Source organism: Blautia sp. HCN-1074 (assembly GCF_037890165.1).
GTDB lineage: Bacteria > Bacillota > Clostridia > Lachnospirales > Lachnospiraceae > Blautia_A.
Genome location: NZ_JBBKBP010000014.1, coordinates 1 through 26,267, shown reverse-complemented (window position 1 = coordinate 26,267; position 26,267 = coordinate 1). Strand labels below are relative to the sequence as shown.

At 38.5% G+C, this 26,267-nt stretch carries 27 protein-coding genes and 2 pseudogenes; 28 read left to right on the top strand and 1 reads right to left on the bottom strand.

The window, feature by feature from the left end; all coding sequences use genetic code 11:
• Positions 1 to 113: 113 nt before the first annotated feature.
• From WKT11_RS12275 to WKT11_RS12155, 25 genes and pseudogenes are all read left to right on the top strand, one after another.
• Entirely contained in the window at positions 114 to 437 is a 324-nt protein-coding gene (locus WKT11_RS12275) for a PadR family transcriptional regulator (protein WP_055056227.1), read from the top strand.
• Positions 434 to 1,021, top strand: a complete 588-nt coding sequence (locus tag WKT11_RS12270; RefSeq protein WP_340284575.1) for a DUF2812 domain-containing protein — start codon at positions 434 to 436, stop codon at positions 1,019 to 1,021. The genes WKT11_RS12275 and WKT11_RS12270 overlap by 4 nt, the downstream gene beginning before the upstream one ends.
• Positions 1,022 to 1,241: 220 nt before the next feature.
• Positions 1,242 to 2,297, top strand: coding sequence for a helix-turn-helix domain-containing protein (locus tag WKT11_RS12265; RefSeq protein WP_340284573.1), 1,056 nt, complete (start codon positions 1,242 to 1,244; stop codon positions 2,295 to 2,297).
• A gap of 1,135 nt (positions 2,298 to 3,432) precedes the next feature.
• Positions 3,433 to 3,960: a hypothetical protein gene (locus WKT11_RS12260; RefSeq protein ID WP_340284571.1), complete on the top strand. Its 528-nt coding sequence runs from the start codon at positions 3,433 to 3,435 to the stop codon at positions 3,958 to 3,960.
• Entirely contained in the window at positions 3,935 to 4,081 is a 147-nt protein-coding gene (locus WKT11_RS12255; RefSeq protein WP_340284568.1) for a TnpV protein, read from the top strand. Before WKT11_RS12260 ends, WKT11_RS12255 begins: the two co-directional genes overlap by 26 nt.
• Before the next feature lie 112 nt (positions 4,082 to 4,193).
• Positions 4,194 to 4,571, top strand: a complete 378-nt coding sequence (locus WKT11_RS12250; RefSeq protein WP_003864540.1) for an SdpI family protein — start codon at positions 4,194 to 4,196, stop codon at positions 4,569 to 4,571.
• Positions 4,572 to 4,618: 47 nt separating this feature from the next.
• The gene (locus tag WKT11_RS12245; protein WP_055248683.1) at positions 4,619 to 5,062 is read left to right on the top strand and encodes a GNAT family N-acetyltransferase; all 444 of its coding nucleotides are present in this window, start codon (positions 4,619 to 4,621) and stop codon (positions 5,060 to 5,062) included.
• Positions 5,063 to 5,376: 314 nt separating this feature from the next.
• Positions 5,377 to 6,630 (top strand): ATP-binding protein, encoded by a 1,254-nt coding sequence (locus WKT11_RS12240; RefSeq protein WP_186995593.1) that lies wholly within the window; start codon positions 5,377 to 5,379, stop codon positions 6,628 to 6,630.
• Positions 6,631 to 6,788: 158 nt separating this feature from the next.
• Positions 6,789 to 7,625 carry a Fic family protein gene (locus WKT11_RS12235; protein ID WP_340284560.1) on the top strand — a complete coding sequence of 279 codons (837 nt, stop codon included), beginning with the start codon at positions 6,789 to 6,791 and terminating at the stop codon, positions 7,623 to 7,625.
• A gap of 853 nt (positions 7,626 to 8,478) precedes the next feature.
• On the top strand, positions 8,479 to 9,198 hold the full coding sequence (locus WKT11_RS12230; protein ID WP_340284557.1) for a LacI family DNA-binding transcriptional regulator: 720 nt from the start codon (positions 8,479 to 8,481) through the stop codon (positions 9,196 to 9,198).
• A gap of 218 nt (positions 9,199 to 9,416) precedes the next feature.
• Complete coding sequence (locus tag WKT11_RS12225) at positions 9,417 to 10,775, top strand: ABC transporter substrate-binding protein (protein WP_243176495.1); 1,359 nt, start codon at positions 9,417 to 9,419, stop codon at positions 10,773 to 10,775.
• A gap of 108 nt (positions 10,776 to 10,883) precedes the next feature.
• A complete protein-coding gene (locus WKT11_RS12220; protein WP_243176494.1) occupies positions 10,884 to 11,726 on the top strand; it encodes a carbohydrate ABC transporter permease in 843 nt (280 codons plus the stop codon).
• Between the two features lie 8 nt (positions 11,727 to 11,734).
• Positions 11,735 to 12,568, top strand: coding sequence for a carbohydrate ABC transporter permease (locus WKT11_RS12215; protein WP_186995590.1), 834 nt, complete (start codon positions 11,735 to 11,737; stop codon positions 12,566 to 12,568).
• Positions 12,569 to 12,596: 28 nt separating this feature from the next.
• Positions 12,597 to 15,056, top strand: a complete 2,460-nt coding sequence (locus WKT11_RS12210; RefSeq protein ID WP_186995589.1) for a GH116 family glycosyl-hydrolase — start codon at positions 12,597 to 12,599, stop codon at positions 15,054 to 15,056.
• Positions 15,057 to 15,089: 33 nt separating this feature from the next.
• Positions 15,090 to 16,793, top strand: coding sequence for a glycoside hydrolase family 13 protein (locus tag WKT11_RS12205; RefSeq protein WP_186995588.1), 1,704 nt, complete (start codon positions 15,090 to 15,092; stop codon positions 16,791 to 16,793).
• Between the two features lie 310 nt (positions 16,794 to 17,103).
• Positions 17,104 to 17,355, top strand: a complete 252-nt coding sequence (locus WKT11_RS12200; RefSeq protein WP_186995587.1) for a hypothetical protein — start codon at positions 17,104 to 17,106, stop codon at positions 17,353 to 17,355.
• Between the two features lie 5 nt (positions 17,356 to 17,360).
• Positions 17,361 to 18,173 carry an alpha/beta fold hydrolase gene (locus WKT11_RS12195; protein WP_186995586.1) on the top strand — a complete coding sequence of 271 codons (813 nt, stop codon included), beginning with the start codon at positions 17,361 to 17,363 and terminating at the stop codon, positions 18,171 to 18,173.
• A gap of 101 nt (positions 18,174 to 18,274) precedes the next feature.
• Positions 18,275 to 18,598 (top strand): hypothetical protein, encoded by a 324-nt coding sequence (locus WKT11_RS12190; protein ID WP_004613237.1) that lies wholly within the window; start codon positions 18,275 to 18,277, stop codon positions 18,596 to 18,598.
• Positions 18,599 to 18,745: 147 nt separating this feature from the next.
• Positions 18,746 to 19,351, top strand: coding sequence for a helix-turn-helix domain-containing protein (locus tag WKT11_RS12185; protein ID WP_340284541.1), 606 nt, complete (start codon positions 18,746 to 18,748; stop codon positions 19,349 to 19,351).
• Positions 19,352 to 20,115: 764 nt separating this feature from the next.
• Positions 20,116 to 20,325 (top strand): annotated as a pseudogene (locus tag WKT11_RS12180) (TnpV protein); the annotation flags it as partial.
• Between the two features lie 134 nt (positions 20,326 to 20,459).
• Positions 20,460 to 20,804, top strand: a complete 345-nt coding sequence (locus WKT11_RS12175) for a hypothetical protein (protein WP_340284537.1) — start codon at positions 20,460 to 20,462, stop codon at positions 20,802 to 20,804.
• A 55-nt stretch (positions 20,805 to 20,859) separates the two neighbouring features.
• Positions 20,860 to 21,225 (top strand): SdpI family protein, encoded by a 366-nt coding sequence (locus WKT11_RS12170; protein WP_019163088.1) that lies wholly within the window; start codon positions 20,860 to 20,862, stop codon positions 21,223 to 21,225.
• A 49-nt stretch (positions 21,226 to 21,274) separates the two neighbouring features.
• A complete protein-coding gene (locus WKT11_RS12165) occupies positions 21,275 to 21,466 on the top strand; it encodes a DUF6019 family protein (protein WP_008705135.1) in 192 nt (63 codons plus the stop codon).
• Between the two features lie 37 nt (positions 21,467 to 21,503).
• Positions 21,504 to 21,818: a DUF3784 domain-containing protein gene (locus WKT11_RS12160; protein WP_119242297.1), complete on the top strand. Its 315-nt coding sequence runs from the start codon at positions 21,504 to 21,506 to the stop codon at positions 21,816 to 21,818.
• Positions 21,819 to 21,968: 150 nt separating this feature from the next.
• Positions 21,969 to 22,925: a helix-turn-helix domain-containing protein gene (locus WKT11_RS12155; protein WP_340284531.1), complete on the top strand. Its 957-nt coding sequence runs from the start codon at positions 21,969 to 21,971 to the stop codon at positions 22,923 to 22,925.
• Positions 22,926 to 23,381: 456 nt separating this feature from the next.
• Here the strand turns inward: WKT11_RS12155 and WKT11_RS12150 are convergent, their stop codons facing one another.
• The gene (locus WKT11_RS12150; protein ID WP_182474196.1) at positions 23,382 to 23,600 is read right to left on the bottom strand and encodes a hypothetical protein; all 219 of its coding nucleotides are present in this window, start codon (positions 23,598 to 23,600) and stop codon (positions 23,382 to 23,384) included.
• A 132-nt stretch (positions 23,601 to 23,732) separates the two neighbouring features.
• Here WKT11_RS12150 and WKT11_RS12145 point away from each other — a divergent pair.
• From WKT11_RS12145 to WKT11_RS12135, 3 genes and pseudogenes are all read left to right on the top strand, one after another.
• Positions 23,733 to 24,374, top strand: a pseudogene (locus WKT11_RS12145) (AAA family ATPase); the annotation flags it as partial.
• A 223-nt stretch (positions 24,375 to 24,597) separates the two neighbouring features.
• Positions 24,598 to 25,413: a hypothetical protein gene (locus tag WKT11_RS12140; RefSeq protein ID WP_340284528.1), complete on the top strand. Its 816-nt coding sequence runs from the start codon at positions 24,598 to 24,600 to the stop codon at positions 25,411 to 25,413.
• Positions 25,414 to 25,482: 69 nt separating this feature from the next.
• Positions 25,483 to 26,172: a response regulator transcription factor gene (locus tag WKT11_RS12135; protein WP_340284525.1), complete on the top strand. Its 690-nt coding sequence runs from the start codon at positions 25,483 to 25,485 to the stop codon at positions 26,170 to 26,172.
• Positions 26,173 to 26,267: the final 95 nt, after the last annotated feature.

Sequence of the window (26,267 nt, the reverse complement as noted above, 5' to 3'; positions counted from 1 at the left end):
GAACAGGAAAAGCACAATACTATCCTGCTTATTAAGATTTATTTCACATCTCTTGATTTTTATTACGGTTACTGATATGGTTATTACAGTAACCGTAATAAGGAGGGGATGCTATGAGGGATAATGTGAAAAGTGGTGCACTCACAGAAGTGACATTCTATATTTTGCTTTCACTCTATTCACCTAAACACGGATATGCTGTCATGCAATTCATTGAAGAAAAAACAGGTGGGCGGCTTTCATTGGGAGCAGGTACTTTATATGGTGCATTAAATTCAATGCAGGAAAAGGGATGGATTGAGCTTTTCGGAGATAGTGAAGGTAGAAAAAAAGAGTATCTTATCACTGTAAAAGGAAAGGAGATAGCTGAAAAAGAACTTATCAGACTTCGTGAACTTGTAGGCATTGCAAGCGGAATTGTAGGAGGTACACTATGAGTAAAAAGTGTTATCGTTTTTTTGGTGGGCTATTGACGGTACAGAAAAACTGGCTGAATAAGATGGCTGAAAAAGGTTATCGCCTTATTCGAACGGGGAAATTACTCTATGAATTTGAAAAATGTAAGCCAGGTCAAATTCAATATTGCGTGGAGTTTATAGGACAAAAATCAAAAGCTAATGCTGAAGATTACCATGATTTCTTGGAAGAAATGGGATATTCCGTATTCTATAAAAATATCAATCTTAATTATTCTGTTGGCAAAGTTCGCTGGCGTCCGTGGGCTGAAATTGGCGGTCGTATTGCAACAAACACTACAACATTTAACAGGGAATTGCTGATTGTAGAAAAAGAAAATGATGGAAAACCTTTTGAACTTCATACGTCCTATGAAGATAGGGCAAATTATTACAGTAATTTGCGAAATCCCTGGCTTTTATTAATGCTTATGCTCGCAGCATTTGCTACCGTAAATCGGTCTGTTATTTTAGGCATAATTGCTGTAATTTTTCTAATTCCTGTCATTATATACCAGTTGCAAATTATGAAAAATAGGCATGAAGCGAAGATGAAGGAGTGGTGATTCAGGATAACAAGGTTGGTTTAACTGATGCAATGTAATACACTGTCGTTTGAGGGTTAGTAGCCCGTTCTTAAATTTGTGGGCAGTTTGTTGCTGATGATATAAATATTAGAGAAAATTAATTGAAAGTTAAAAAAAGAAAGTAATAAGTAAACAAAGGCTCAATTGTAAACATGTATTGGGAACGCTATAATGGAAATAAGGACAGGAGGTGTGAACAATGCGTATTGGTGAGCAGATAAAAAACTATCGAAAAACTGAGGGATTAACACAAGAACAGGTGGCAAATTATCTGGGTGTTTCTACTCCTGCGGTAAATAAATGGGAAAAGGGAAATACATATCCGGATATCTCATTACTTCCAGCTTTGGCACGATTATTGAAAATTGATATGAATGAATTGTTTTCGTTTCGTGAAGAATTGACCGAAAAAGAGATTGGACAATTTGTGAATGAACTTTCGGAAGTTTCATTGGACAGCTTTACAAAGGCTTTCGAGATGGCATCTCGTAAAATACAGGAGTATCCTCATTGCGACTTATTAATTTATACGATCGCAACCGTTCTGAACGGATCTTTGACTTTGTCAGATCTTAATGACGAAGAACGAATGGAATATAATACAGCTATTATTGAGTGGCTGGAACGAACAGCAGATAGTCAGGTTGAAAGAGTGAGAAATTCAAGCGTTTTTATACTTGCAACAAAATATGTCCAAATGGAGAAATATGAAGAAGCAAATGTCCTTTTGAAAAAAATTCCTGATACTGTAATTGATGCAACGATTATGAAAACAAGTGTATTAGCACATCAGGAAGGAACAGATACTGCTGCATTATTCTTAGAAGGGAAATTGCTACAGGCAGTTATCAATATCCAAAGCTACTTGTATAAGTTAATAGAAATGGAAGAAGAGACAGGAAATCATGATAAAGCAGAGAAAATTGCTGAGATTACAGATCACATGATATCATTGTTTGGACTATGGAATTACGGCAACACAGTGCCATATCTGCTGATTGCTGGATATCGAAAAGATGTAGAAAAATGTATCCAGTTAATTAAGCGATTATTAAGTGAATCACAGAAGCCTTGGAATATGACACAATCCCCTTTGTATTACAGGTATGAAGATACTGCACAGGGAAAAGCTTTTTCGGGACTTGGAAAAAATTTTGTTCGTGAATTGTATTCGGAAATTGAAAATAAGAAAGAGTATGAATTCTTGAGAGGGAATAAGGAACTCGAATTAATTTTTGAGGAACACTTGAAATAGGTTGTAAAAATGTATGGAAATAGATATAGTTGAGAAAGAAGAAAATTTTTGACATTTCCACAGATGCGTGCTAATATGATTATAGAAAAAGAGTGCTACCGATAGACGGTTAGTCCGTTTTACTATTTAGAATATCATCAAAGATAACCGCTTAGTTTACCAGACCAGGGCGGTTATTTTTGTGGTTTATGATTATCTTTGCCTAATGTATATCCGATACTAAAGCAGGTTAAGCCGAAGCTCACTACTGCTATGAAGTCAATAATACTCATTGGCTTAGCCCTCCTTTCCAATGGATTCCTTTACAGGTTTCTATGTAATCAGAGGGTCACAGTCCCTCTGGAGAAGGACTAACCGCCTACCGTTATGGTAGCACCCATGTTTCGATTATAACAGTTAAAAATTACCGGTGCAATATAAAGTTGGTAGAGAAGTATCTAGTATCTACAGAAGAAAATCGGTTTGAGTATTCTCCGGTGCTAAAACGGTGCCAAGAAATCAGGCAAATCAAAATAGGTGGTGCAATTCAGCCGTTTTTCACTGTATTTTGGAGAGAAAACCATAAAAAATATGAGGTAAAACGGAATTAAAGTATCGCGAGGGTGGACGTACTGTAGGATCAGGACGTGTTGCTACAATCATCGAGTAATCGTTAATTAGTATAACATCCTAATTTAATATATATTGAGTACCGCAAGGTACATTGTGTCCAAACGTAAGATACCCCGGAACCGTAAGGTTTCCGGGGTTTTTCTGTACTCTAAGAAAAGAATTGTTCGTAAATTTATCAGATTAGAAACAGAGAAACATTTATCAGTAAGATGAAATACGGATAAATTTAAAATTGAAAAATAAGGCTTGCGGTGTCAAAACGGTGCCAAAAAGAAACTCCTGCGAATGTTTGCTATTCACAGGAGTAATTTTTTTACCAGCCTTTGATCTGTTTGATCTGTTCAGCACGTTCTGGATCACGATGATATTGTAGTTTCAGACGGATTGTTTCCACAATATCCAGCTTTTAAAAGATGACAAGGAGCAGGCAGTTAAAGATAAAGAGGAAGCTGAGAAGCGTGCGGAAAAAGCCGAGAAAGATCTGCATAGCCTGGAAGAACGCAGAGAACGGTTACAGCCGGTAATGGATAATGTCAGCAAAGAAATAAAGGAATATGGAACAGTGAAAACTCTACTTCCAGAAGCTGGTGCATTGGAACGTGCAACAACTTACCGGGATAAGAAAATAAAACCACTGTTTACTCAGGTGAAAAATAAAATTGCTGCGATGGCTGCACAGGTTAAAGAACTTGCCGAAGAAGTAGAAAAATGGAAACACAAATATCAGAAAACAAAGCAAGCATATAACCAAATACAAAGAGAGTTAGATGCAGTGCGTGAAGAAAAAGAGCAGTTATTTGATGAAAAACAACAATTGCAGGATGTTTCTGATAGATATGACCGGGTAGTGCGTGTTCTTGGAGAAAATGCTGTAGATGATGCGGTACAACAGGATATACAGGAGCAGAAGGCATTAGAAGAAAAGCGACAAATGGAGCAAATGCCAACAGGAAGTATTCACGAAAGACTTGCCTGGGGAGCTGACGGCACATCTGAACCGAGTCGATCAGGAGACCAGAGAGCAGGTGGAAACCTTGGTAAAGCAGATTGAGGAAAAACAAGGTGTGACGGAACAACTGAAAATGCAGGATCTGATGAAATGGGTTGGATTGATAAATAATATAAAGGCATGTGCGGAGGAAATTGTGTTGAAAGAGAGCGTGGATATGTGAGCAGAAAGGGCAGTCGGAAGGCTGCTCTTTGGCAATCTAAGAATAGAGCTTTGGGATAGAATATGATAAAATGTAAGAGATAAATCGGAAGTTGTAGTAAAGGAGGTTTACAATGGGGTTTTGGATTTTTATGTTGATTATGGATTTGCTTCTTCCATTTACGATGATTGGTTTTGGAAGATATTTTATGAAAAAGGCTCCAAAGGAAATAAATTCAGTATTTGGATATCGGACTTCGATGTCTATGAAGAACAAAGACACATGGGAATTTGCTCATAAATATTGTGGTAAAGTTTGGTATGTCTGTGGAATGGTTATGTTGCCGATAACAGTAATATTCATGCTTTTAGTAATTGGAAAAAATGAAGATTGTGTTGGGAGTATAGGAGGAATTATCTGTGGTGTTCAACTTATTCCTTTAATTGGATCTATTCTCCCAACAGAAATAGCATTAAAAAAGAATTTTGATAAGAATGGAACAAGACGATAAATTTCAGTTTGTAGAATTAAGACAATCGGAAGTTGAAGGTGCGATTGATGAAAATTATTGAAGTTAAAGAGAATAAAAAACAATATCTTGATTTGCTCCTATTAGCAGATGAGCAGGAAGATATGGTTGACCGTTATCTTGATAGCGGCAAGATGTATGTACTTGATGATAATGGGGTCAAGTGCGAGTGTGTCATAACGGATGAAAAAAATGACATACTCGAAATCAAGAACATTGCGACAGTTCCAGAATATCAAGGGAAAGGTTATGCAAGAGCCTTAATTGAGTTTATTGTTAATAATTACAGAGAACAATACGCCATTCTGCAAGTCGGAACAGGCGATAGCCCACTGACAATACCATTTTATGAAAAGTGTGGTTTTGTCCGTTCACATATTATATCAAATTTCTTTACAGATAATTACGATCACCCAATCTACGAGAGCGGAGTACAGTTAGTAGATATGGTGTATTTGCAAAGACCTTTATAATTAACTTCCAGTTGTTGAACTGAATTCGAAAAGCATTAGGGTGCAGAAGAGATAGAATCCTTTGCGTAAAAGTCTAACGAACATATTTAATGAAACATCGGAACCATCTTCTTTTTGTTGTCTACCTATAATAACGATTGGAGTAATCGATTATAGACACTGCAATCAAAAAAATCTGAAAATATATTTATCAACATTACATAAAAGTGTGTAGATGCACATAAAATGGGAATATATATTGAAATTCAGGTCGTTCTGTGATAGAATTTCATTACTAAAAAGTGTGCAGATGCACGGAAATGGGGAGTGTAACGATGGAGATTAAAAGAGACGCTTACCTACAGCAGCTGATCGAGCGAAAAGATAATGGAATGATAAAGGTGATTACCGGCATTCGTAGATGTGGCAAATCCTTTTTGCTGTTTACCATCTTTAAGAGATACCTACTGGAGAACGGCGTTGATGTTGATCATATTATTGAAATTGCATTGGATGGTATTGAGAACGAGGAATTAAGAGCTCCCAAGGTATGCTTCAAGTACATCAAGGATGCCATGAAAGACGACGGGAAGTATTATCTCCTTTTGGATGAAGTGCAGTTCATGCCACGATTTGAGGAAGTGCTGAACAGCCTGCTCCGCATGAGCAATATTGATGTGTATGTCACCGGAAGTAATTCCAAGTTCCTGTCCAGCGACATTGTGACCGAATTCCGTGGCAGAGGTGATGAGATTAGAATCTACCCTCTCTCCTTTGCAGAGTTTTATTCTGTCTATGACGGCGATTATGATGATGCCTGGGATGACTACATGATCTACGGAGGATTGCCGCAGATCGTAAGTTTCCAGAGCGAACGACAGAAAGCGGACTATCTGAAGAACATCTTTGCAAATGTCTATCTGAAGGATGTTATTGAAAGAAATAAGATTCAGAACGTGGATGAGATTGGGATTCTGGTTGATGTGCTTGCATCTGCAATCGGCGCACCGACCAACCCTTCAAAGATTGCCAATACCTTTGCCAGTGAGCGCCAGATGACTTATGCTAATAAAACCATCTCCAAGCATATCGACCATTTGACAGATGCCTTTTTGATTTCCAAGGCAAGCCGATACGATATTAAGGGCAGAAAGTATATCGGTGCAAATCTGAAATACTACTTTACTGATCTGGGACTGAGAAATGCACGTCTGAATTTCAGACAGCAGGAGCCTACTCATATCATGGAGAACATTGTTTATAACGAGCTGCTGATCCGTGGCTACAATGTTGATGTGGGTGTCGTGGATATCTTCGATAAGGATAAAGAGGGCAAACGTGTTCGTAAGCAGTTGGAAGTTGACTTTGTGGTGAATCAAGGAAACCAGAGATACTATATCCAGGTTGCATATGACATGACTTCGGAAGAAAAACAGACGCAGGAGTTCAATTCTCTGCGTAATATCCCGGACTCTTTCAAGAAGATCGTCATTGTAAACGGCAGCAAAAAGCCTTGGAGAAATGATGAAGGTTTTGTCATCATGGGAATGAAATATTTCTTGCTGAATGCGAATAGTCTGGAATTTTAAGTCGATTTGAGTTGTTGCTGTGGTGTTGTTCTATTTCAAAAAAGAGTGAAATGATATAAATAAGGCCACGGCTGATTTCATGTTGGAACAGCCGTGGCTCAGTTTATTTTTTTATCCGTACAAACGAGACTGTTCCGCAGATTATGTAGAACAGACGTTTGGAAGAACTGGTAAGTCAGAAAGCAGAGCCACGTAATCGGTCTGAACAGGAAATTGCAGGTTATCGTGAAGTACTTTCCACAATTCACGAAGGCTATGAACATATCAATCCAAGACCGAACATTATTTTGCAGTTATATCGAGATCTGTACTCCTATTCACAGGGGTCTGCAGGCGGAAGTTATAAGAACTCCGATAATGTAATTGCAGAAACAGATGCCGAAGGCCATCAGAAGGCACGTTTTATTCTAGTTCCCGCATTGCAGACTGCTGAAGCGATGGAAGAACTTTGCACTCGCTTCCTTGAAGCATGGGAAGCTGACCGCATTGATAAACTGGTTTTGATTCCCATGTTCATTCTGGACTTTCTGTGCATCCATCCTTTCAATGACGGAAATGGTAGGATGAGCCGTTTGCTCACTTTACTGCTTTTTTATAAGGCGGGATACATCGTTGGAAAATATGTCAGTATGGAAATGCTGATTGAAAAGACAAAAGAAACATATTATGAAGCCCTTCAAGCAAGTTCTACTGGCTGGCATGAGGGCGAAAACAGCTATGAGCCTTTTGTTAAATATTATCTGGGTATCATGCTGAAAGCATACAATGAATTCGAAAGCCGTGTAGAGCATTTGAAGCATCGGAGTCTTTCTAAGCCTGATAGAACTAAAGCGGTTATTGATAACATGGTTGGTAAAATTACAAAGAAAGAAATCATGGAGCTTTGTCCTGATATAAGCAAAATTACCGTGGAAAGGACTTTGACGAATCTGGTTAAGAGTGGGTATATCGCAAAAGTTGGTGCAGGTCCATCTACTGGTTATGTCCGTGTTTAAAAATATGAAAGCAGCTTATAAATTTGCCAGTCAAAAACGCATGGACAAACCGTCTCGTATGCGGGAAATTAATTGTAGACAAGAAAATATCTTGTACTTACGATAGGAAAGTTTAATTGAATACTGTTTACCATGATCGAACGTACGAAGCATGGTGGTCATGTAACAGATGTCGATGGTAATATCAAGGCATTCCCCGATTATTAGCTGGAACAAACAATCAGCTAACTTTCAGAGCTTTACAGAGCTTGACAGAGAGTGACAATAGGTTGGAGCTTTCCTAAGACCTATTGTAGGTTCGATTCCTATAGGAGATGCTACATTTTAGCGGTAATGAAGACAAAATCATTGCCGCTTTTTTCATGCAATTTTATCAATTTCGATGGCAAATTTGTCAGCGAAAAGTGAGTGAAAAATGGATTTTGTCAGCGAAAATGAAATCTTGTCATCAGGATTTATTTTTCAGATTGTCACCCGGAGAGATAAGACACAATGTAGTATAAGATTTGGGGTGTAAATCAGAGTAAAAATAACACAATTTTCTTGCCTGGTATAAGGCCTGTCGGAAGAGTCCGTTCAGACTAGATAATAACAATCTATTCTGGACGAGCTTTTTTGCGTGAGCAATGGGTCAAGGTCCAAGCTTGCTTGAGACTTTGACGAATGCCGCGACAATGAGCGAGTAACGCGAGTGCGTTCAGGGAAAGGAAGTTGCCTATGGCAGAAAAAACAGAATTATTAGAAGAAGATGAAAAAGTAGTTGAGATTGAGTTGGAAAGATTGAGAGGATTTGAAAATCATCCGTTCAAGGTCAGAGCCATGCAACTCTGATGGATATATTCCTCAGAGTTGCATGGCTCTGAATAGTTACCAAAAAACAGCTGATAAAAAAGAAAAGCAAAATATAACCTGTCTGGAACAGATGAAGATTGATGCGCTTATTTTTGCAACATTTTCGAATCAGGAGTATCCGGAAATTAATAAGATGATCAGCGATGGCAAACCGGTAATACAGTTTTTTATGCAGACACATCCGGGAGCAGATGCGATTTTATTTGACGATGAATTAGGTACCTATCAGGCAGTAAAGTATCTTATTCAAAATGGACATAAAGATATCCTGATGTTATACAAATACAGAATAGGATTTCCACAGAGAAGCAATGGATATAGAAAGGCCTTTGAAGAAGCAGGATTAGAAGTGGATGATCGTTATTTATATGATATTCCATATAATGACAGCATCCGTGGAGTAATTCAGAATAAGATTCAGGAATTAAAGCCATCTGCAATTCTTGCGGTAAATGAAACAATTGCAACCTCTACAGTATGCGCTTTAAAGGAAATGAAGTTTATGGTTCCGCAGGACATCAGTCTGATTATATATGATGATCTTCCGTGGGCAGCAGCCTCTAAGTTTACAACGATAGGTCATGCTTTCGATTCGGCAGGATCACTATGCAAAAATATATTAATGGAAATAACAGGTCTTGAGAAGAAACATACTCCAGTCCGGCTTGTGATTGATCCGATGCTTATAGTGAGGGATTCTGTAAGAATTTTAACTAAATAAAATGTAACTACATGAGCAAAGGGAACTGCGCAGCAGTGAGTTTGCGAATGGAGTTCTGAATAGTTACAAAAAATGTGAATTAAGACATTACTCCGGAGGTATGTTTTAATTGCAAAAGAATTATGTACTTTCCAGACAGAGACAGGTATTAGTGAAGGATATGGCATGATTTTGGAGCAAATAGAATTTTAATCATGAAACAAATGGGAGGGAAAATAATGGTAAAACGTATAATGGGTTTAATCCTGACAGGAACAATGATAATGTCATTACTGGCATGTGGTAAAGCGAATACTGATACTTCGAAGACAACGCAGAGCGACAGCAATAGTAGTATTAGCAGCAGTAGTAGTGAGGGCGATGAGATTACCTTTACGTTTGCAGAGCATGTTGCGGATATTGAAAATCAGGCACCGCAGGTATATGCAGTAGTACAGGAATTTATGAAACAGAATCCTGATATTAAAATCGAAATGACGGGGGCTGCACAGGATGAGCATACCCAGAAAATCAAGCTGGCATCTCAGTCTGACAGCTTGCCGGATCTTTTTTATTCATTAAAGGGCGATGCTGATGCATTGGCTGAGGCGGGAATGCTGGCAGATCTTTCAGAGGATATTCTTAATGATCAGGAATTCGTGGACGGATTTCTGCCCGGTATGCTTTCAGTAATGGAAAAGGATGGAGCTATTTATGGATTGCCTGCAGAGATTTTCTGTAATGGGATCTGGTACAATAAAGCATTGTTTGATCAGTGTGGTCTGGAAATTCCTGTAACCTATGAAGACTTCATGAACTGTGTTAAGGTTTTCAACGAAAATGGAATTGTTCCAATGGCAAGAGGAACAAAGGATGTATGGAGCAGCTGGTCCCTTATGACAATGCATTGCAGGTATGGTTTCTTTGACCATATTGATGGAATCCTTAGTGGAACAGATAAGTGGCTGAATGATGACTATTTACGGTTTTATGAAAAACTGCAGGATATGGCAGAGCAGGGAACATTCCCGGATAATGCTTCTTCAATAGGATACTGGGAAGCTACAGAAATGTTTCTTGGTGGACAGGCAGCAATGTTTGACAGCGGTGCGTGGGATACAAAGAAATTTGATGAAAGTGACCTTAAGGATAGCATTGGTTTCTGGTGGGGACCGACATTTGAAGATGGAGTTGGAAATCAGGAAATTTCCATGAAAGCACCGTCTCACCCATATTGTGTATCAGCCAAGACCCAAAAAGAAGATCCGGAAAAATATCAGGCTATTATTAAATTTTTAAAATTCTATTATGGTCCTGAGGGGACGGAAATTATTGCAGCACAAAATCAGAGTGTGCCGGTTACCCGTTATGAAGGAGAAATTGATGCTGATAAGTACCCGGTGTTTGCAAGAGTGATTGAACGGATGAATGATGATTGGGAAAGTCCGGATACTTGTCCTAATATGAAATTGCTCGGACAATTTGAAACTACATATTTTGAGAGTATGGTTGGTGTTATCAATGGTATTTATACGCCGGAAGAAGCTCTTCAATTTTTAGATGATCAGACGGAAGCGCAGGGTATTATAAATAAGTAATTAACATAAATGCTCTGTCAGAGTCTAAGCATTTTGACAGAGCATTTTTAGTGAGGTGAGAAATTTATGCATTGGTTAAGTAAAAAAAACACAAAAATTATCATGATTATGCCGGCAGTAATTTTGTTCACTGTTTTTTATCTGGCACCTATTTTTATCAGTGTCTATTATAGCTTTACCGATTTCTCCGGAATTGGAGCGGCAAAATTTATCGGTTTTAAAAATTATCAGGTATTGCTGAATGATAAATTCTTTTTTATTGCTTTGAAAAATACTATTATTATTTTGATTGGTATAACAATTACCATTCTGCCATTGTCATTTATTGTGGCATTACTTCTGGAAAAACCATTTCGGGGAAGTGGAGTTGTGCAGTCTATGATCTTTGCACCAAATGTAATTGCACCAATATTAGTCGGTCTGATCTGGTTGTTTATTCTGGATCCGAAAATGGGGATGATTAATGCAATATTGAGGAGTATCGGACTGAGTGATTATCAACAGCAGTGGATTGGAGGTAAAACCCTGACACCCTATTCGGTTGCCTTTGTATATTTATGGCAGGTGCTTGGTTTTTATACAACTATTAATATGGCTGGCCTGAGAAGTATTCCGGCAGATATTTATGAAGCGGCGGAAATTGATGGTGCGAATTATTTTCAAAGGATACGAAAAATAACCATACCTATGATGAAAAATACAATAGTGATTAACACAATACTGATCATCACAGGTGGATTCAAAATCTTTGAGACCGTAAAGCAGCTTACCAATGGTGGACCGAACCATATGTCAGATGTGTTGGTTACCTATATGTATGATACTACCTTTACTTCATCACGTTACGGATATGGTATGGCGGTTGCTACGGTATCATTTGTCCTGTGTCTGATTTTCTCGATTATTTATCTGGCTAATGTCGGGAAATCATTAGAGCAAAAGGAGGAATAAATTTGAATATGAAAGCTAATTGGAAAACGATTCTGTCCAGATGCGTACTATTCGTTATTACAGCGGTAACTGCTATTCCGCTTTTATGGTTGGTTGTCTTGTCCTTTAAATCAGATACCGATATTTTGAATAATCCATTTTCTCTGCCGGAACATATTGATCTGGCCAATTACAGGAGAGCTCTTGATACATTGCCATTATTTAAAATGTTCGGCAATACACTTATTGTTGCAGTATTTGCATTACTGATCAGTCTGGTCTGCACCTTTATGATATCCTATGCAATCACAAGACTGCATTTTGATCATGCGAAAATACCAAATGGCTTGTATTTATTGTTTGTGTCAGGACTTACGATACCGCCATATATTGTTATTTTTCCTATCTATCGGATTATTGTGACAATGGGGCTGCTGGGAAGCAGGGTGTCCCTGATTTTTCCATTGGCAGCAACAACGATGGCATTGGGAGTTCTTTTAATGGTAGGATTTCTGAGAGAATTTCCGACCGAAATAGAAGAAGCGGCCATTATTGATGGATGTAATATTTATCAAATGTGTACACAGGTTGTATTGCCGATTATTAAGCCGGTTCTGGCAACCGTAATTATTTTTAATGTACTTTATTTCTGGAATGAATACCCAATATCATCCGTACTGGTGAATGATACAAATATGATGACGATTTCACTGGGAGCGTCAATGTTCCGGGGTAGATACAGTATGGATTACAGTGGAATGATTGCAGCTACGGTCATTATCATTATTCCACAGTTGTTTTTTTATGTTTTCTTTCAGAAATATATTGTTGAAGGTATGACAGCAGGTGCAGTCAAGGGCTAATTATTAATAGAAGGAGAATATCAGATTTATGAAAAAAATATATTCAGATGACGAATTGTTTTGCAATAATGAACAAAAGGCATATTCCGGTGATGCCGGATGTGTGGATTTTCTGTTAGGGGGGATCGGAACCGGAAATGTTTCCCTTGGGGCCAGAGGAAATCTTACAACCTGGCAGATTTTTAATCAGCCGGGACAGCTGAATCGTATGCCATACACTTTTTTCTCTATATGGATGAAACAGGATGGAGGAGAAGCCGTTTCCAGAGTGCTGGAAAGTAAGCTTAATCCACCGTTTAACAGATCACAAGGCTTTTTCCGAAATGAGGTTGCAGGTCTGCCACGTTTTGACAGTTCTGTAATGACCACAAAATATCCCTTTGTTAATATTGAATTTCGGGATGAGGAAATACCTGTTCAGATCAGTCTGGAAGCGTATACACCATTCATTCCGCTTAACGCGAAAGATTCAGGAATACCGGGGGCTTATCTGAATTATAAGGTGAAAAATACTACGAAAGAGAACATAGAAATTTCCATTGCCGGTTCTATGAATAATGCAGTAGGATTTGAAGGATATAATAATTTTTCTTTTATGAAGCATGCTGGTGATAGAGAAAATGAATATCGCAGTGATGATGTTATCCGCGGAATTATGTATACGGGAAAGAATTTTTCAGATAAACATATTACATGGGGAAACATGGCATTATCCACAACAGAGAAAGAAGAATATATTACTAAAAAACCTCTCTGGTATCAGGGACAGTGGACAGATGGTGGAGAAGATTTCTGGCAGGACTTTTCTACAGATGGAAGACTCAACAATGAAAGCATCTATGATCAGGTTGGAAGTAACTGGGCGGAAAAGTCTGATTTCAGTTTTCTGCATTTTACAGATAAAATCGGCTCCTTGTGTATCACCCAGACATTAAAGCCGGGAGAGGAAAAAGTTTTTCCTTTTATTCTCAGCTGGTACTTCCCTAACAGACCCAAGATGTGGATTGAGTTAGACAAAGACAAACAGGATATCGTTGACGGAAATTATGATGTTACGAAAAACTACTATGCAACCCTCTTCGAGGATGCCTGGAATGTGGCTTCTTATTTAGCCGGTAATGCGGACAGATTGTATGATGAGAGTGCTAAGTTTGCACATGCGTTTTTTGACACAACCCTTCCTGGCTATATACTTGAAGCAGCAGCAGATAATATTACGGTAATGCGGAGTCCTACATGCTTTAGAATAGAAAACGGTGATTTTCTTGGATGGGAAGGTGTAGATGATGCACTTGGATGCGGTCCCGGAAATTGTACACATGTCTGGAATTATGCACAGAGTGTAGCTGTTTTGTTCCCGGAACTGGAGCAGTCAATGCGAAGGATAGAGTTTGTTGATGAAATACGGGATGATGGATACATGCCATTCAGAGCTTATACGCCATTTGATTTACCACAATGGGAAATGACACCGGCTGCAGATGGACAGCTCGGCTGTATTATCCGGTTATACAGAGAATGGGTTATCAGTGGGAATGACTCTTTGATAAAGGAATGTTGGAATGGGGTCAAAAAGACTCTGGATTATACTTTGAAGGTATGGGATTGTGATGAGGATGGAGTACTGGAGCAGCCACAGCATGTTACCTATGATACAGAGTTGTATGGAATCTCCAGTATGGCAACCAGTATCTACATTGCTGCATTAACAGCGGCAGCTGAAATGGCAGAATTTATGGAGTATGATGACCTGGCAGACCGGTATCGTAAATTGGCAGCGGACGGTGCAGATAAACTGGACAAGGTAAGCTGGAATGGAGAATTTTATGAGCAGGTATTAGATAATGTGAATGCCTATCGTTATCAGTATGGAAAGGGATGTCTGTCAGATCAGCTTTTGGGACAGTATATGGCATTCAATGCACAGCTGGGTTATATCTTACCTGAAGAACATGTAAAGAAGGCGGTACAGTCTGTTTTTGAGTATAATTTTGTTGAAAAAGCAAAGAAGAATGTACATGCAGAAAGAGCATATATTTTAAATGATGAAAAGGGGCTTACCCCATGTACCTGGCCAAATGGTGGTAAACCGATTTTCCCGTTTGTATATTATGGAGAAGTCTGGACGGGGATAGAATATGAAGTTGCAGCTTTGTTAGTCCGTACTGATCAGGTGAATGAAGCATTAACCATTGTTAAAGCGCTCAGAGACCGTCAGGATGGTTTTAAGAGGAATCCTTTTAGTGAAAATGAATCCGGTTATTACTATACAAGAGCAATGGCATCTTGGGCGGTATACGAGGCTTTACTCGGATATCACTATGACATGCGTAAGCAGGAACAGTCTTTTGAACCGAAGCTGAATGAAGATCATTTTGATGGTTTCTGGTGCAATGGAAGACAATGGGGAGTTGTTCACCAGAGGAAGGATAATGACGGAACCCTGTATCAGACCACAGAGGTATTATATGATGCGGTTAAAATGTAAAGATCAGTGTTTTCTGATTATGGAGGGAGCATAATGGACCATAACGAGCATTGGTGGCAAAAGAGCGTGGTATATCAGATATATCCACGTAGCTTTATGGATAGTAATGGCGATGGAATAGGTGATTTACAAGGGATCATCAGTAAATTGGATTATTTACGGAATCTGGGGGTAGATGTGATCTGGCTGTCTCCCTTTTATGCATCGCCTAATGCGGATAATGGATATGATATTAGTGATTATCAGAAGATTATGGAGGAGTTTGGAACTATGGAGGACTTTGATGAGCTTTTAAAAGAAGCTCATCAGAGAAATCTGAAGATTATTATTGATATGGTAGTGAATCATTCCTCGGATGAACATGAGTGGTTTAAAAAGAGCAAAGCAGGGATAGAACCCTATCGTAATTATTATATATGGCGAAAGGGCGTTGATGGGAAAGAACCCAACAACTGGCGTTCTAATTTCAGTGGAAGCGCATGGACCTACTCTGAAGAACGGCAGGAATATTATCTGCATCTTTTTCATAAAAAACAGCCGGAATTAAATTGGCAGTGTGCGGAATTGAGAAATGAGATTTATCGTATGATGAATTGGTGGCTGGATAAGGGAGTGGATGGATTCCGTCTGGATGTTATTAATTATATAGGTAAGAATCCGGAATTTCCCGATGGAGTCATTGGAAAAGATGGTTTGGGCGATTTTGTACCGTATGCAGTGAACCTTCCCATCTCTCATGATTATATAAAAGAGATGAACAGTCAGGTATGGCATAACAGAGAGGGAATTCTTACGGTAGGTGAGACGCCGTTTGCCAGTACGGATGATGCCGTTCAATATTCCTGCTTGGACAATACGGAGCTGAATATGGTTTTTCAGTTTGAACATATGGATCTGGATAATGCGGAGGATGGCTCCAAATGGTCTGACAGACGTATTCCGTTATTGGAATTAAAGAGAAGCTTCAGCAACTGGCAAAGAAAATTATACGGAAAAGCATGGAACAGCCTGTACTGGTGCAATCATGACCAGCCACGTGTTGTATCTAGACTGGGTAATGATACGGATACATGGTGGAACAAATCAGCCAAAATGCTGGCTACATGCCTGCATTTTATGCAGGGAACTCCCTATGTTTATCAGGGAGAAGAGCTTGGAATGACCAATTATCCATTTTCGGATATCAGAGATTTCCGTGATGTCGAAAGTATTAATGCTTACCATGAGTATACAGAAACCTTACACGTAGACAGCGATAAAATGATAAGTTATCTGAGAAATAAAAGCAGGGATAACGCCCGTACACCGATGCAATGGGATGAAACCGATGAGGCAGGATTTACTACAGGCGTCCCGTGGATGCCGGTAAATCCTAATTACAAAGTGATAAATGCCGCTGCTCAGATTGGTGATGAGGATTCCGTTTATAATTACTATCGCAAACTGATCTCCCTGAGAAAAGAACATCCGATTATCGTAAATGGTGATTTTGAACTTGTGGGAGAGGATGATGCTGATGTCTTCGTATACCTGCGTCATTGGAAGAATCAGATATTATGGGTGGCATGCAATTTTACAGACCGGATGCAGAAAATCGTAAATCCGTCGTCCAATCATGCAGAATACCGGGAGTGGCATGTAATCTGTGATAATTATAGTCCGTCAGGAGATGCTTTCGAAAAAGACCAAATAGAACTGCAGCCATATGAGGCAGTAGCAGTTCTTGGCAATCCATGATACAGCGTAGAGTGGAAAGTGAAATTATCTGAAATGTAATGAGAGACAAGAGTAATCGGACAAATCCGGTTGCTCTTTTTATTTTGTATAAGCTATAATGTAACTATTCAGACCTCATTCGTAAAACCGCTGCTAACGCAGCTCAAGTTTTACTCATTGAGGTTACTTCGCCGTATAAAATTGCTGTTCTGTATGAATGCAAGCATTCACAGAAAGGTAAGTAGGTAACCATCCGTATATTGACATTTTATAAAAGCCATGGAGCATATTAACAGTATGTATGAAGAGGCGATGAAAAGAGAAAGAGCATATGAAAATTCCCAAAGAAAAAACAGTACGAGCAACAGCTATTCCAGTAAATCCTAAAGAAGTTATTCTTCCGGCAAGAAGAGTACTCCATCGCGTTCATACAATGTTTATAATTATGATGACTCGGATGATTTCGTTGATGACTGGGCAGAGGAATTTGGTGGAGGAAATTATGATGGCGGATATGATAATGCGTATGATTATTGGGAGGAGAACTACGGGAAATAATAATGTAAGGAAATTGTGGAGGTAAATTTATTGAAGGAAAGTACATATCAAACTCCTTGTGGAACGATTCATTATTGGTCAAGTATTCTGAGGTTGGATACAACGACGCTTGTATTTCTTCCGGGGCTGACTGCTGACCATAGACTGTTTGATAAACAGGTTGAGTACTTCGATGGAAAATATAATATTATTGTATGGGATGCACCGGCTCATGCCTCATCCTGGCCGTTTCGGTTTGAATTTGATCTGTTTGATAAGGCAAAATGGCTGAATGGGATTCTTGAAAAAGAAGAAATCATAAAACCAATTATAATCGGTCAATCAATGGGAGGATATGTGGGACAGGCTTATGCACAATTGTATCCTGATCGGCTGGCAGGTTTTATTTCCATTGATTCGGCACCGCTACAGAGGAACTATGTGACAGCAGTGGAGATCTGGCTTCTGAAAAGAATGGAACCAGTATATGCACATTACCCATGGAAGTTGCTTTTGAAATCCGGAACTGAGGGAGTTGCAACTTCTGATTATGGCAGAAACCTGATGAAGGAAATGATGCTGGTCTATGATGGTAATCAACATCGTTATGCCCAAATTGCCGGGCATGGATTTCGTATTCTGGCAGAGGCAATGGAAAAGGATCTGCCATATGAAATCAAATGTCCTTCCCTGTTGATATGTGGTACAAAGGATCATGCCGGTTCATGCATAAGGTATAACAGAGAATGGCATCGAAAAACGAAAATTCCTTTAAAGTGGATTGAAGGGGCAGGTCATAATTCTAATACAGATAAACCGGAGATGATAAATAGTTTGATAGAAGAATTCCTTTCAAACATATAAACACTATTGAAAACAATTGGTCAACCGTTATAAAAGGACAATAAACAAATCGGAATTTATCAGAAAATGAGGAATAGTTGAAATGGAGGCGCTATAATAACATGAAGATTGAAGGGAACCAGAAAGAACTGGATGCAATGGTAGAATTTCATAAGGGAAACCGTGTCGAGGGGCTGAGACTGCAAGAAGAATTTGCAGCGGAATTTCGTAAGGAGTATAAAGACAAAGATCACTGTCCTTGCCTGAAAGCCTGTCGTTATCACGGAAACTGTAAGGAATGTGTAGCAATCCACAGAGCGCATCAGGAACATGTTCCTAATTGTATGCGACCATTGATTAATAAAAAATTGAAATTGATGTCAGAATTAACAGAGCATACCTTGGCAAATGAAATAGAAGCTCCACATGAGATTTTAAGAAAATAGGCAAGTCAAATTCCAGTTTGTATAATTGAAAAAATGAAAAACGCATAGACAACTGTGTCTATTAGTGAAAATACGACATTTCTCGCTTTGTGTCGTGTTATTTGCAGATAACAGATTCTATATTTGATGATGAAAGGAGGAGTTGAGGTGGACCAAGTAAAAATCGGGAATTTTTTAAAAAAACTTCGCAAAGAAAAAGGCATTACACAGGAGCAGTTGGCAGAAATATTAAATGTCTCTGGAAGGACCGTATCCAGATGGGAAACCGGAAACAATATGCCGGATATCGGTATTCTTGTGGATATTGCAGATTATTATGATATCAGCATTCCTGAGATTATCAGTGGAGAAAGGAAAAGCGAGATGATGAACGAAGAAGAAAGAAAAATTGCTAAAACAATGTCAGATTATGCAACTACAGAGAAAGAGAAGATTTTTAAGGAAATGAAGCTCCAAAGTGTCATGGGAGTTTGTGCATTGGTTCTATACTGGATTCTGCATGAAACAGGTGCATATATGTATAATGATGTGTTAGGAAAGCTTGCCGGCTATTGTGAGACCTTGGTATTTGTGTCAGTCATAATGATGGCAGCATTTACGACAGGATCTTTAAGCAAGGTGCGGAGCAAGAGTAGGAAAGTTTTTGTGTTCGAAAATTTCCCAAAACCTATGCAATTAGTTGTAACAGCAGTTGTTGCTTTTGGTGGAGCTGCTGTGATCAAGCTGGTACTGGTGTATTTTTTCGGCTTATAAGTATTTTCAAATTCGTATTACATACTATGGAAAAAGAACTTTTTGACATTTTCACAGATGCGTGATAATATGATTATAGAAAAAGAGTGCTACCGATAGACGGTTAGTCCGTTTTACTATTTAGAATATCATCAAAGATAACCGCTTAGTTTACCAGACCAGGGCGGTTATTTTTGTGGTTTATGATTATCTTTGCCTAATGTATATCCGATACTAAAGCAGGTTAAGCCGAAGCTCACTACTGCTATGAAGTCAATAATACTCATTGGCTTAGCCCTCCTTTCCAATGGATTCCTTTACAGGTTTCTATGTAATCAGAGGGTCACAGTCCCTCTGGAGAAGGACTAACCGCCTACCGTTATGGTAGCACCCATGTTTCGATTATAACAGTTAAAAATTACCGGTGCAATATAAAGTTGGTAGAGAAGTATCTAGTATCTACAGAAGAAAATCGGTTTGAGTATTCTCCGGTGCTAAAACGGTGCCAAGAAATCAGGCAAATCAAAATAGGTGGTGCAATTCAGCCGTTTTTCACTGTATTTTGGAGAGAAAACCATAAAAAATATGAGGTAAAACGGAATTAAAGTATCGTGAAGGTGGACGTACTGTTGGATCAGGACGTGTTGCTACAGTTATCGAATAATTTTAGCATAACATCTTAATTATATAAATAGAGTACCGTAAGGTACATTGTGTCCAAACGTAAGATACCCCGGAACCGTAAGGTTTCCGGGGTTTTTCTGTTGCCTGGAAACATAAAAATTATGAAAAATAATTCTATATTAAAATATGGATATTTGATGAAATCTTTGCTGTTGAATGAAGAAGAACCGATATATGGAAAATATGGAATGTTGCGAAAACAGTTCCTGAAGGAACACAGATCAGCAAAATATCAATACTTGCTATTGACAGGAAAGCTGACGGAACACCTGAATCAGATTGATCAGGAAGCCAGAAAGCAGGTGGAAATAGGCGGTCGAAAAGGATTGCTTTTTTCTGTTTTGTGTGTATTGGAATAGTATTTTAAAATGAACTATGGTAGAATAAAGTAAAGACAAATCGAGAACTTTTGGATAAAATTTTGAAAATTATCGAGGAAGTTACTATGAAAAAATATAGATATTGTGGCAAAGAATTAGATAGTAATTTGGAATTTTGTAGCAGTGAGTGCGAAAACAGCTATAGAAAGATAATTGAAAAAGATAGACATAAAATTAAGTATTTCATTTCGGGCATTATTTTAGGGTTTTTAGCTATGTTTTATGGTGTTGTGTCAAGCCGCAACTGCATGATTGGAAGTGGAATTATAGTAATGGGGGTCACTGTTGTTTTGCTTCCATTTACTACTTCAGAAACAACTGCTTTATTTGGAAATAAAAAGGCGAGATTTATTGGAAGAATACTAGGCATGATACTTATAGCGGTTGGAATATGGGTAGGGTTTATTTGATGACAACTTTAGTCTTTAGAGCAAATTAATCAGAAGTTGAGAGGAGATCTCTGTAATGTTTATATTTTTATCTGCGTGTTCACTTTTAGTACCGTTATCTATGATTATATTGGGATATACGTGGAAAGATAAGCCTCCTAAAGATCGGCAGGGGAGTTCGGGATATCGAACTACTATGTCAAGGATGAATGATGAAACATGGAGATATGCACACAGGTGTTGGGGCTGGATAAACTTTGTTTTAGGAATCATCCTGGTGATACTATCGATTTTTATTTTGATTTTAACGAAAGATGATACAAACTTTGAAATGATTTCTGTTTATTTGGTGTTTTTACAATTAGGAATTATGGTGCTTACAATTATTCCGACAGAATTTTTGTTGCATAAACATTTTACAAAGCAAGGAATGAAAAAATAGCTAATTTCCAATTGGCGGAAATGAAAATCGGAAGTTGGAGGATTGAATTATGTGGAATGAATTAGGTATAAGCGGTGGAACCGCAATTGTTATTTTGATTGCACTGTATTTCGTTATCAAATGGGCAGTGAAGAATGGCATCAAAGAAGCCTACAGTGCTATCACTGGAAAGAAAACTGATGAAGATATCCAAAACGAAAAAGAGTTGAAAGAACTTGGATTGGATTCAGAAGATCAATAACTTCAAGTTTGTGGAATCGACTGAAAGGAAGCATTATATGTTCTATATTGTTTTTAACTTTGCAATGGCAGTGATTATGCTTTTATTTGGAATATGGTTTTATAGGTCAAAAGGACAAGCAGCCAAATTCTTGTCTGGTTATAATATGAAATCAGCAGAAGAACGAAAAAAATATGATGAAAATGCTATGTGTAAGGCATATGGGAAGAGAATGATGTTTATGTCAATTCCTTTTATTGCTGGAATGATTATAGATATTTGGCATATAGGAATCGGTTGTTTAATTGCATGGGTGATATGGTTTGTTATGTTTATTCTACTACTTATGGATAGACATAAAAGAGAAGGTTAATTTATAGAGGAATAGAATGCTTTTGGGGTGAAAATACCGTTTATTTGTTTTAGACATACGATGTCCGGTTGAAAATTAGCGGATTCTCGTTTTATGTCGTGGTAATTTTGTCACATATTGGTAAGCTGTAAGTGGAAGAGAGGTAGAGACATGGATACAAAAAAGATTGGAGCTTTTTTAAAGCAATGTCGTAAAGAAAAGAATCTTACACAAGAGCAGCTTGCTGAAAAGTTTGGAGTATCTGCAAGAACAGTTTCCAGATGGGAAACAGGAATAAATATGCCAGATCTCAGTATACTTGTTCAACTTGCTGAGTATTACGATGTTGAGATGAGAGAGCTCCTGGATGGAGAAAGGAGCCAGACTATGAATAAAGAGATGAAAGAAACATTGGACAAAGTTGCGGTGTATGAAGAATGGGTGAAACAAAAAGCATTAAAGGCTGGAAATCTTGCATTTGCATCAATGTTTGTGATTAGTGTGTTAGCGATTATTATTCAGATGTTATTAACGGTGGATATTCGCTTGGTTTTAGGAGAGACAGCAACTGCTTTGGTAGGAGGAATCCTGTACGCCTCTATTATGGTGTACAATGGAATATGGGATAAATGTTTGCCAAAAAGTGCTACTATATGGAGAGATTTTCTCACCAGTGTGATATTTGCAGGAATTTTTACCGTCATCTATGGTGTATGCTTATTTAGAATGGGAGCTACAGAAACACAGATAACACGATTAGCATTGGGATTTCTGATTGGTATTATTATTGTGGCATTTATTATTCTTAGGCTCTTGGCATTTATTAATCGAAAAAGAAACCAGAATTCGTTAAATGTTCAGGAGAAAAAGGAAACTTCCCTATCTAAGGTAGAATGGACAAAAATTTATAATGCACAGAATATAGTAGAGACAGAACAACTTGTAGAAATGTTAAAGCAAAATGGAATAGCAGCTTTTTCACAGGAAGCAGGTGCGAATGTTGCAATGCATGGGGCACCTGGATTTGGAATATATGGTGTGGATATATTCGTGAAAACCGATGATGCAGAGAAGACAGTACAGCTGATTAAGGAGATTAATAACCAAGAGAATGAAGAAAATTTTTGACATTTTCACACATGCGTGCTAATATGATTATAGAAAAAGAGTGCTACCGATAGACGGTTAGTCCACATACTTAATTGATTAAAAATAACCGTTCAGTTTGCGAGGCTGGGGCGGTTATTTTTGTGTCTTGTTATTATCTTTGCCGAATGTGTATCCGGCACAAAAGCAGGTGATGCCGAAGCTCACGACTGCAATAAAGTCCACAATACTCATTGGCTTAGCCCTCCTTTCCAGTGGATTCTCTTTCGAGTTTCTATGTAATCAGAGGGTCACAGGTCGCCGTTTCACTTCGGTCGTTGCAAAACGAGTGCCACTGGCACTCTGCAACCCTCTGCTGAAGGACTAACCGCCTACCGTTATGATAGCACCCATGTTTCGATTATAACAGTCAAAGTGGGAATCTGCAACCGGAAAGTTGACAGCTCATGAAAATCTGGCTGTGATACCGTTTTGATACTATTTCTGTTCGTTATTGGAAAATTTCTGTGTTAAAAGTTCATCTCGTTTACGGATTCGTGTCTCAAAATCCAGTTCTTCAATTTCTTTATGGGTGACAGGTTTGGAAGTGTAGTATTCCAACGTCTGCTTTTTCCACATATCAAACATATCTTTGCCTGTGAAATAAGATTCCAGGCTTTCTCTGTTCTTCTGCAGATCAGCAAGAAAATTACACATATCTGCGTTTAAAGAATGTTCCGGATTATTTCTATAAAAGCGAAGTCCGGCATACCATTTCTGTGTTTCTGTTTCTATATCACCGGGAAGTTTATTATTTATATCCAGTTCATACCAGAGTTCATTGGATTCATGATTGATGAGAGACTGGAATCTGCTATCAAACAGACTGGTGCGAGAGTGCTTATTTTAGATCCGATTCAGGCATACCTTGGAGGAACAATGGATATGAACCGGGCAAATGAAGCAAGGGATATGACAAAAAGATTGAGCTTGCTGGCAGAAAAGTATAAATGTGCAATTTTATTAATCGGACACATGAATAAAGCTGGGGGAAATAAAGCTGCATATAGAGGAATGGGTTCGATTGACTTTTTTGCGGTAGCCAGGAGCGTATTACTGGTAGGAAGAATAGAGGGAGAACCGGACTTAAGAGCAGTAGTTCAGATTAAAAATAATCTGGCTGCATTTGGACATTCCAAAGCATTTCGCGTGACAGAAACAGGATTTGAGTGGATAGGTGACTATGAAATCACCGCAGATGAGGTGCTTGGTGGAATTGCCCCAAAGGTAAATAAACTGGAACAGGCAAAGAAGATGCTGAGGGAACTGGCAGAAACATCAACTTCTGTGCAAAGCAGTGAAATCTTTGATATGGCAGAAGAGTTGAATATTTCTAAAAGAACACTGGAAAATGCAAAAAAGGAACTTGGAATTAAGGCAAGACGAATCGGTAATTCCTGGTATAGCACTTTAGAAAGCACTATGGTATAATAAGGTGAAGGTAAATCGGAATTGCAGATTTAGAAAAATTGTGGGTATTTGAAAAAAGATTGTAACCCTTAAGAGGAGAGAGTAAATATGGTTTATAGGAAATCTTGTGCTGTTACACTTTCTTGACATTTTCATGACTGTTCTAAGGATATTTTTACATTTGCCTGAGCTATACTTTAGCCATACCGAACAACCGGTAAATAAAAAATCAGGAGGTACTAAAATGATGAACAGATTATTCAAAAGAGGAATGGTAATAGCACTTGCAGCAGTAATGACTACATCCGCAGGTATTCCTGCCATGGCTGCCCAGAAGGAGACACAGGAGGAGACAGTGACTACATCAGAGGTAACACAAACAAATGTAGATTATGGTTCTCTCACTCAGAAGGAGATTGAAGAGTTTAACTCCATTTATGACCGACTTGACGCTATCGACAAAGAGGTAATGAAAGATGCAGATGGTCTTTCTGATGAAGATATCTATGCCAGATACGATCAGTATCAGGATGAAACCGATACCCTCATGGATCGCCTTGAGGAGCTTGATAAAAAAACCGGGTGGATCGACAACGAGGAATATGAATATTCCGAGGATGGGTATAATGCTCTGTACGATACAGGCAAGCTCACCGCAGAGGAAGCAGAACAGCTTCAGAAAGCATATGAAAGAATCGAAGAAATTGATGCGGAAGTGTGGACGGACGATGATCTTTCAGACGATGAGATCGAAGCCCGCTATGCAAAGTATGATGACGAGATTACATCACTGAACGCACAGATTGAAACGCTTGAAAAGAAAGCGGGTTGGTATGAGGGATGCTATGGAAATTTGAGCGAAGATGAAGTCAATCAGCTTAACAGTATTTACAATAAAATTGATGCAATCTATGACAATATTTATAACGGCTCTGATAACCTCTCTGACGAGGAATTTGCTTCTCGCTATGCGAAGTATTCAGATGAGATTGATGCTTTGGAGGCACAGGCAATCGCTCTTGAAGCGAAAGCAGGTGGAACTAAAATACAGACATACTGATTTTGAAAGATATAATATGGGGAATCTCACGGAATTTCTGAGGGACTCCCCTCATGTGGGATTAAAGATATGGCAAAAAAAATCTATTTGGCAGATGATGAACAGGATATACGAGAAATACTCACAGAATTTTTATCCAATGCCGGATATGAGGTAACAGCATACAAGAATGGTGATACACTCTTTTCTGCTTTTCAGGAGAAGCCCTGTGATCTTGTTATTCTTGATATTATGATGCCGGGTTCAGACGGTCTTTCCATATGTAAAAAGCTAAGGACAATATCATCAGTTCCTATTATTATTTTGACGGCAAAGGATTCAGAGTCTGACCATATGAAGGGATTTATGTATGGAGGGGATGACTATCTGATTAAGCCATTTTCGCCGTCACTTCTTGTTGTCCGGGTAAATGCGTTGTTCCGAAGAGTTGAAATGAATATACCGGTAAAGGCAGATATTTCCTTTGGTGATGTGTGTTTTTCATGGGAGAAGCATAATGCCATTGTGAAAGAGCATGATATTGGTCTGACTATGACAGAATTTTCGCTTCTGGGATGTCTTATGGAACATGGTGGAACGGCAATCCCCCGGAATGAAATTCTCGACAAAGTATGGGGAATAGATTCTACGGAGATAGAAACCAGAGTTGTCGATGAGACAGTAAGAAGAGTCAGGCAGAAAATGAAGACCGCAGGCAGCAAAGTTCGCATTAGTGCTGTCTGGGGCTATGGCTATAAACTGGAGAATTGTAATGAATAAGACACGTTATAAAATTGCCACACTTACAGGTTCCGCCGTTATGGCAGCCATGCTTTTGAGCCTGCTGATTCTGAACATAGTTTTTAATAAAAAAA

Bases quoted from the DNA above. Each gene is read 5' to 3' on its own strand.
- WKT11_RS12275 (WP_055056227.1), top strand. From the start codon at position 114: ATGAGGGATAATGTGAAAAGTGGTGCACTCACAGAAGTGACATTCTAT.
- WKT11_RS12270 (WP_340284575.1), top strand. From the start codon at position 434: ATGAGTAAAAAGTGTTATCGTTTTTTTGGTGGGCTATTGACGGTACAG.
- WKT11_RS12265 (WP_340284573.1), top strand. From the start codon at position 1,242: ATGCGTATTGGTGAGCAGATAAAAAACTATCGAAAAACTGAGGGATTA.
- WKT11_RS12260 (WP_340284571.1), top strand. From the start codon at position 3,433: ATGGATAATGTCAGCAAAGAAATAAAGGAATATGGAACAGTGAAAACT.
- WKT11_RS12250 (WP_003864540.1), top strand. From the start codon at position 4,194: ATGGGGTTTTGGATTTTTATGTTGATTATGGATTTGCTTCTTCCATTT.
- WKT11_RS12245 (WP_055248683.1), top strand. From the start codon at position 4,619: ATGAAAATTATTGAAGTTAAAGAGAATAAAAAACAATATCTTGATTTG.
- WKT11_RS12240 (WP_186995593.1), top strand. From the start codon at position 5,377: ATGGAGATTAAAAGAGACGCTTACCTACAGCAGCTGATCGAGCGAAAA.
- WKT11_RS12230 (WP_340284557.1), top strand. From the start codon at position 8,479: ATGGCTCTGAATAGTTACCAAAAAACAGCTGATAAAAAAGAAAAGCAA.
- WKT11_RS12225 (WP_243176495.1), top strand. From the start codon at position 9,417: ATGGTAAAACGTATAATGGGTTTAATCCTGACAGGAACAATGATAATG.
- WKT11_RS12220 (WP_243176494.1), top strand. From the start codon at position 10,884: ATGCCGGCAGTAATTTTGTTCACTGTTTTTTATCTGGCACCTATTTTT.
- WKT11_RS12215 (WP_186995590.1), top strand. From the start codon at position 11,735: ATGAAAGCTAATTGGAAAACGATTCTGTCCAGATGCGTACTATTCGTT.
- WKT11_RS12210 (WP_186995589.1), top strand. From the start codon at position 12,597: ATGAAAAAAATATATTCAGATGACGAATTGTTTTGCAATAATGAACAA.
- WKT11_RS12205 (WP_186995588.1), top strand. From the start codon at position 15,090: ATGGACCATAACGAGCATTGGTGGCAAAAGAGCGTGGTATATCAGATA.
- WKT11_RS12200 (WP_186995587.1), top strand. From the start codon at position 17,104: ATGAAAATTCCCAAAGAAAAAACAGTACGAGCAACAGCTATTCCAGTA.
- WKT11_RS12190 (WP_004613237.1), top strand. From the start codon at position 18,275: ATGAAGATTGAAGGGAACCAGAAAGAACTGGATGCAATGGTAGAATTT.
- WKT11_RS12175 (WP_340284537.1), top strand. From the start codon at position 20,460: ATGAAAAAATATAGATATTGTGGCAAAGAATTAGATAGTAATTTGGAA.
- WKT11_RS12170 (WP_019163088.1), top strand. From the start codon at position 20,860: ATGTTTATATTTTTATCTGCGTGTTCACTTTTAGTACCGTTATCTATG.
- WKT11_RS12165 (WP_008705135.1), top strand. From the start codon at position 21,275: ATGTGGAATGAATTAGGTATAAGCGGTGGAACCGCAATTGTTATTTTG.
- WKT11_RS12160 (WP_119242297.1), top strand. From the start codon at position 21,504: ATGTTCTATATTGTTTTTAACTTTGCAATGGCAGTGATTATGCTTTTA.
- WKT11_RS12155 (WP_340284531.1), top strand. From the start codon at position 21,969: ATGGATACAAAAAAGATTGGAGCTTTTTTAAAGCAATGTCGTAAAGAA.
- WKT11_RS12150 (WP_182474196.1), bottom strand. From the start codon at position 23,600: ATGTGTAATTTTCTTGCTGATCTGCAGAAGAACAGAGAAAGCCTGGAA.
- WKT11_RS12140 (WP_340284528.1), top strand. From the start codon at position 24,598: ATGATGAACAGATTATTCAAAAGAGGAATGGTAATAGCACTTGCAGCA.
- WKT11_RS12135 (WP_340284525.1), top strand. From the start codon at position 25,483: ATGGCAAAAAAAATCTATTTGGCAGATGATGAACAGGATATACGAGAA.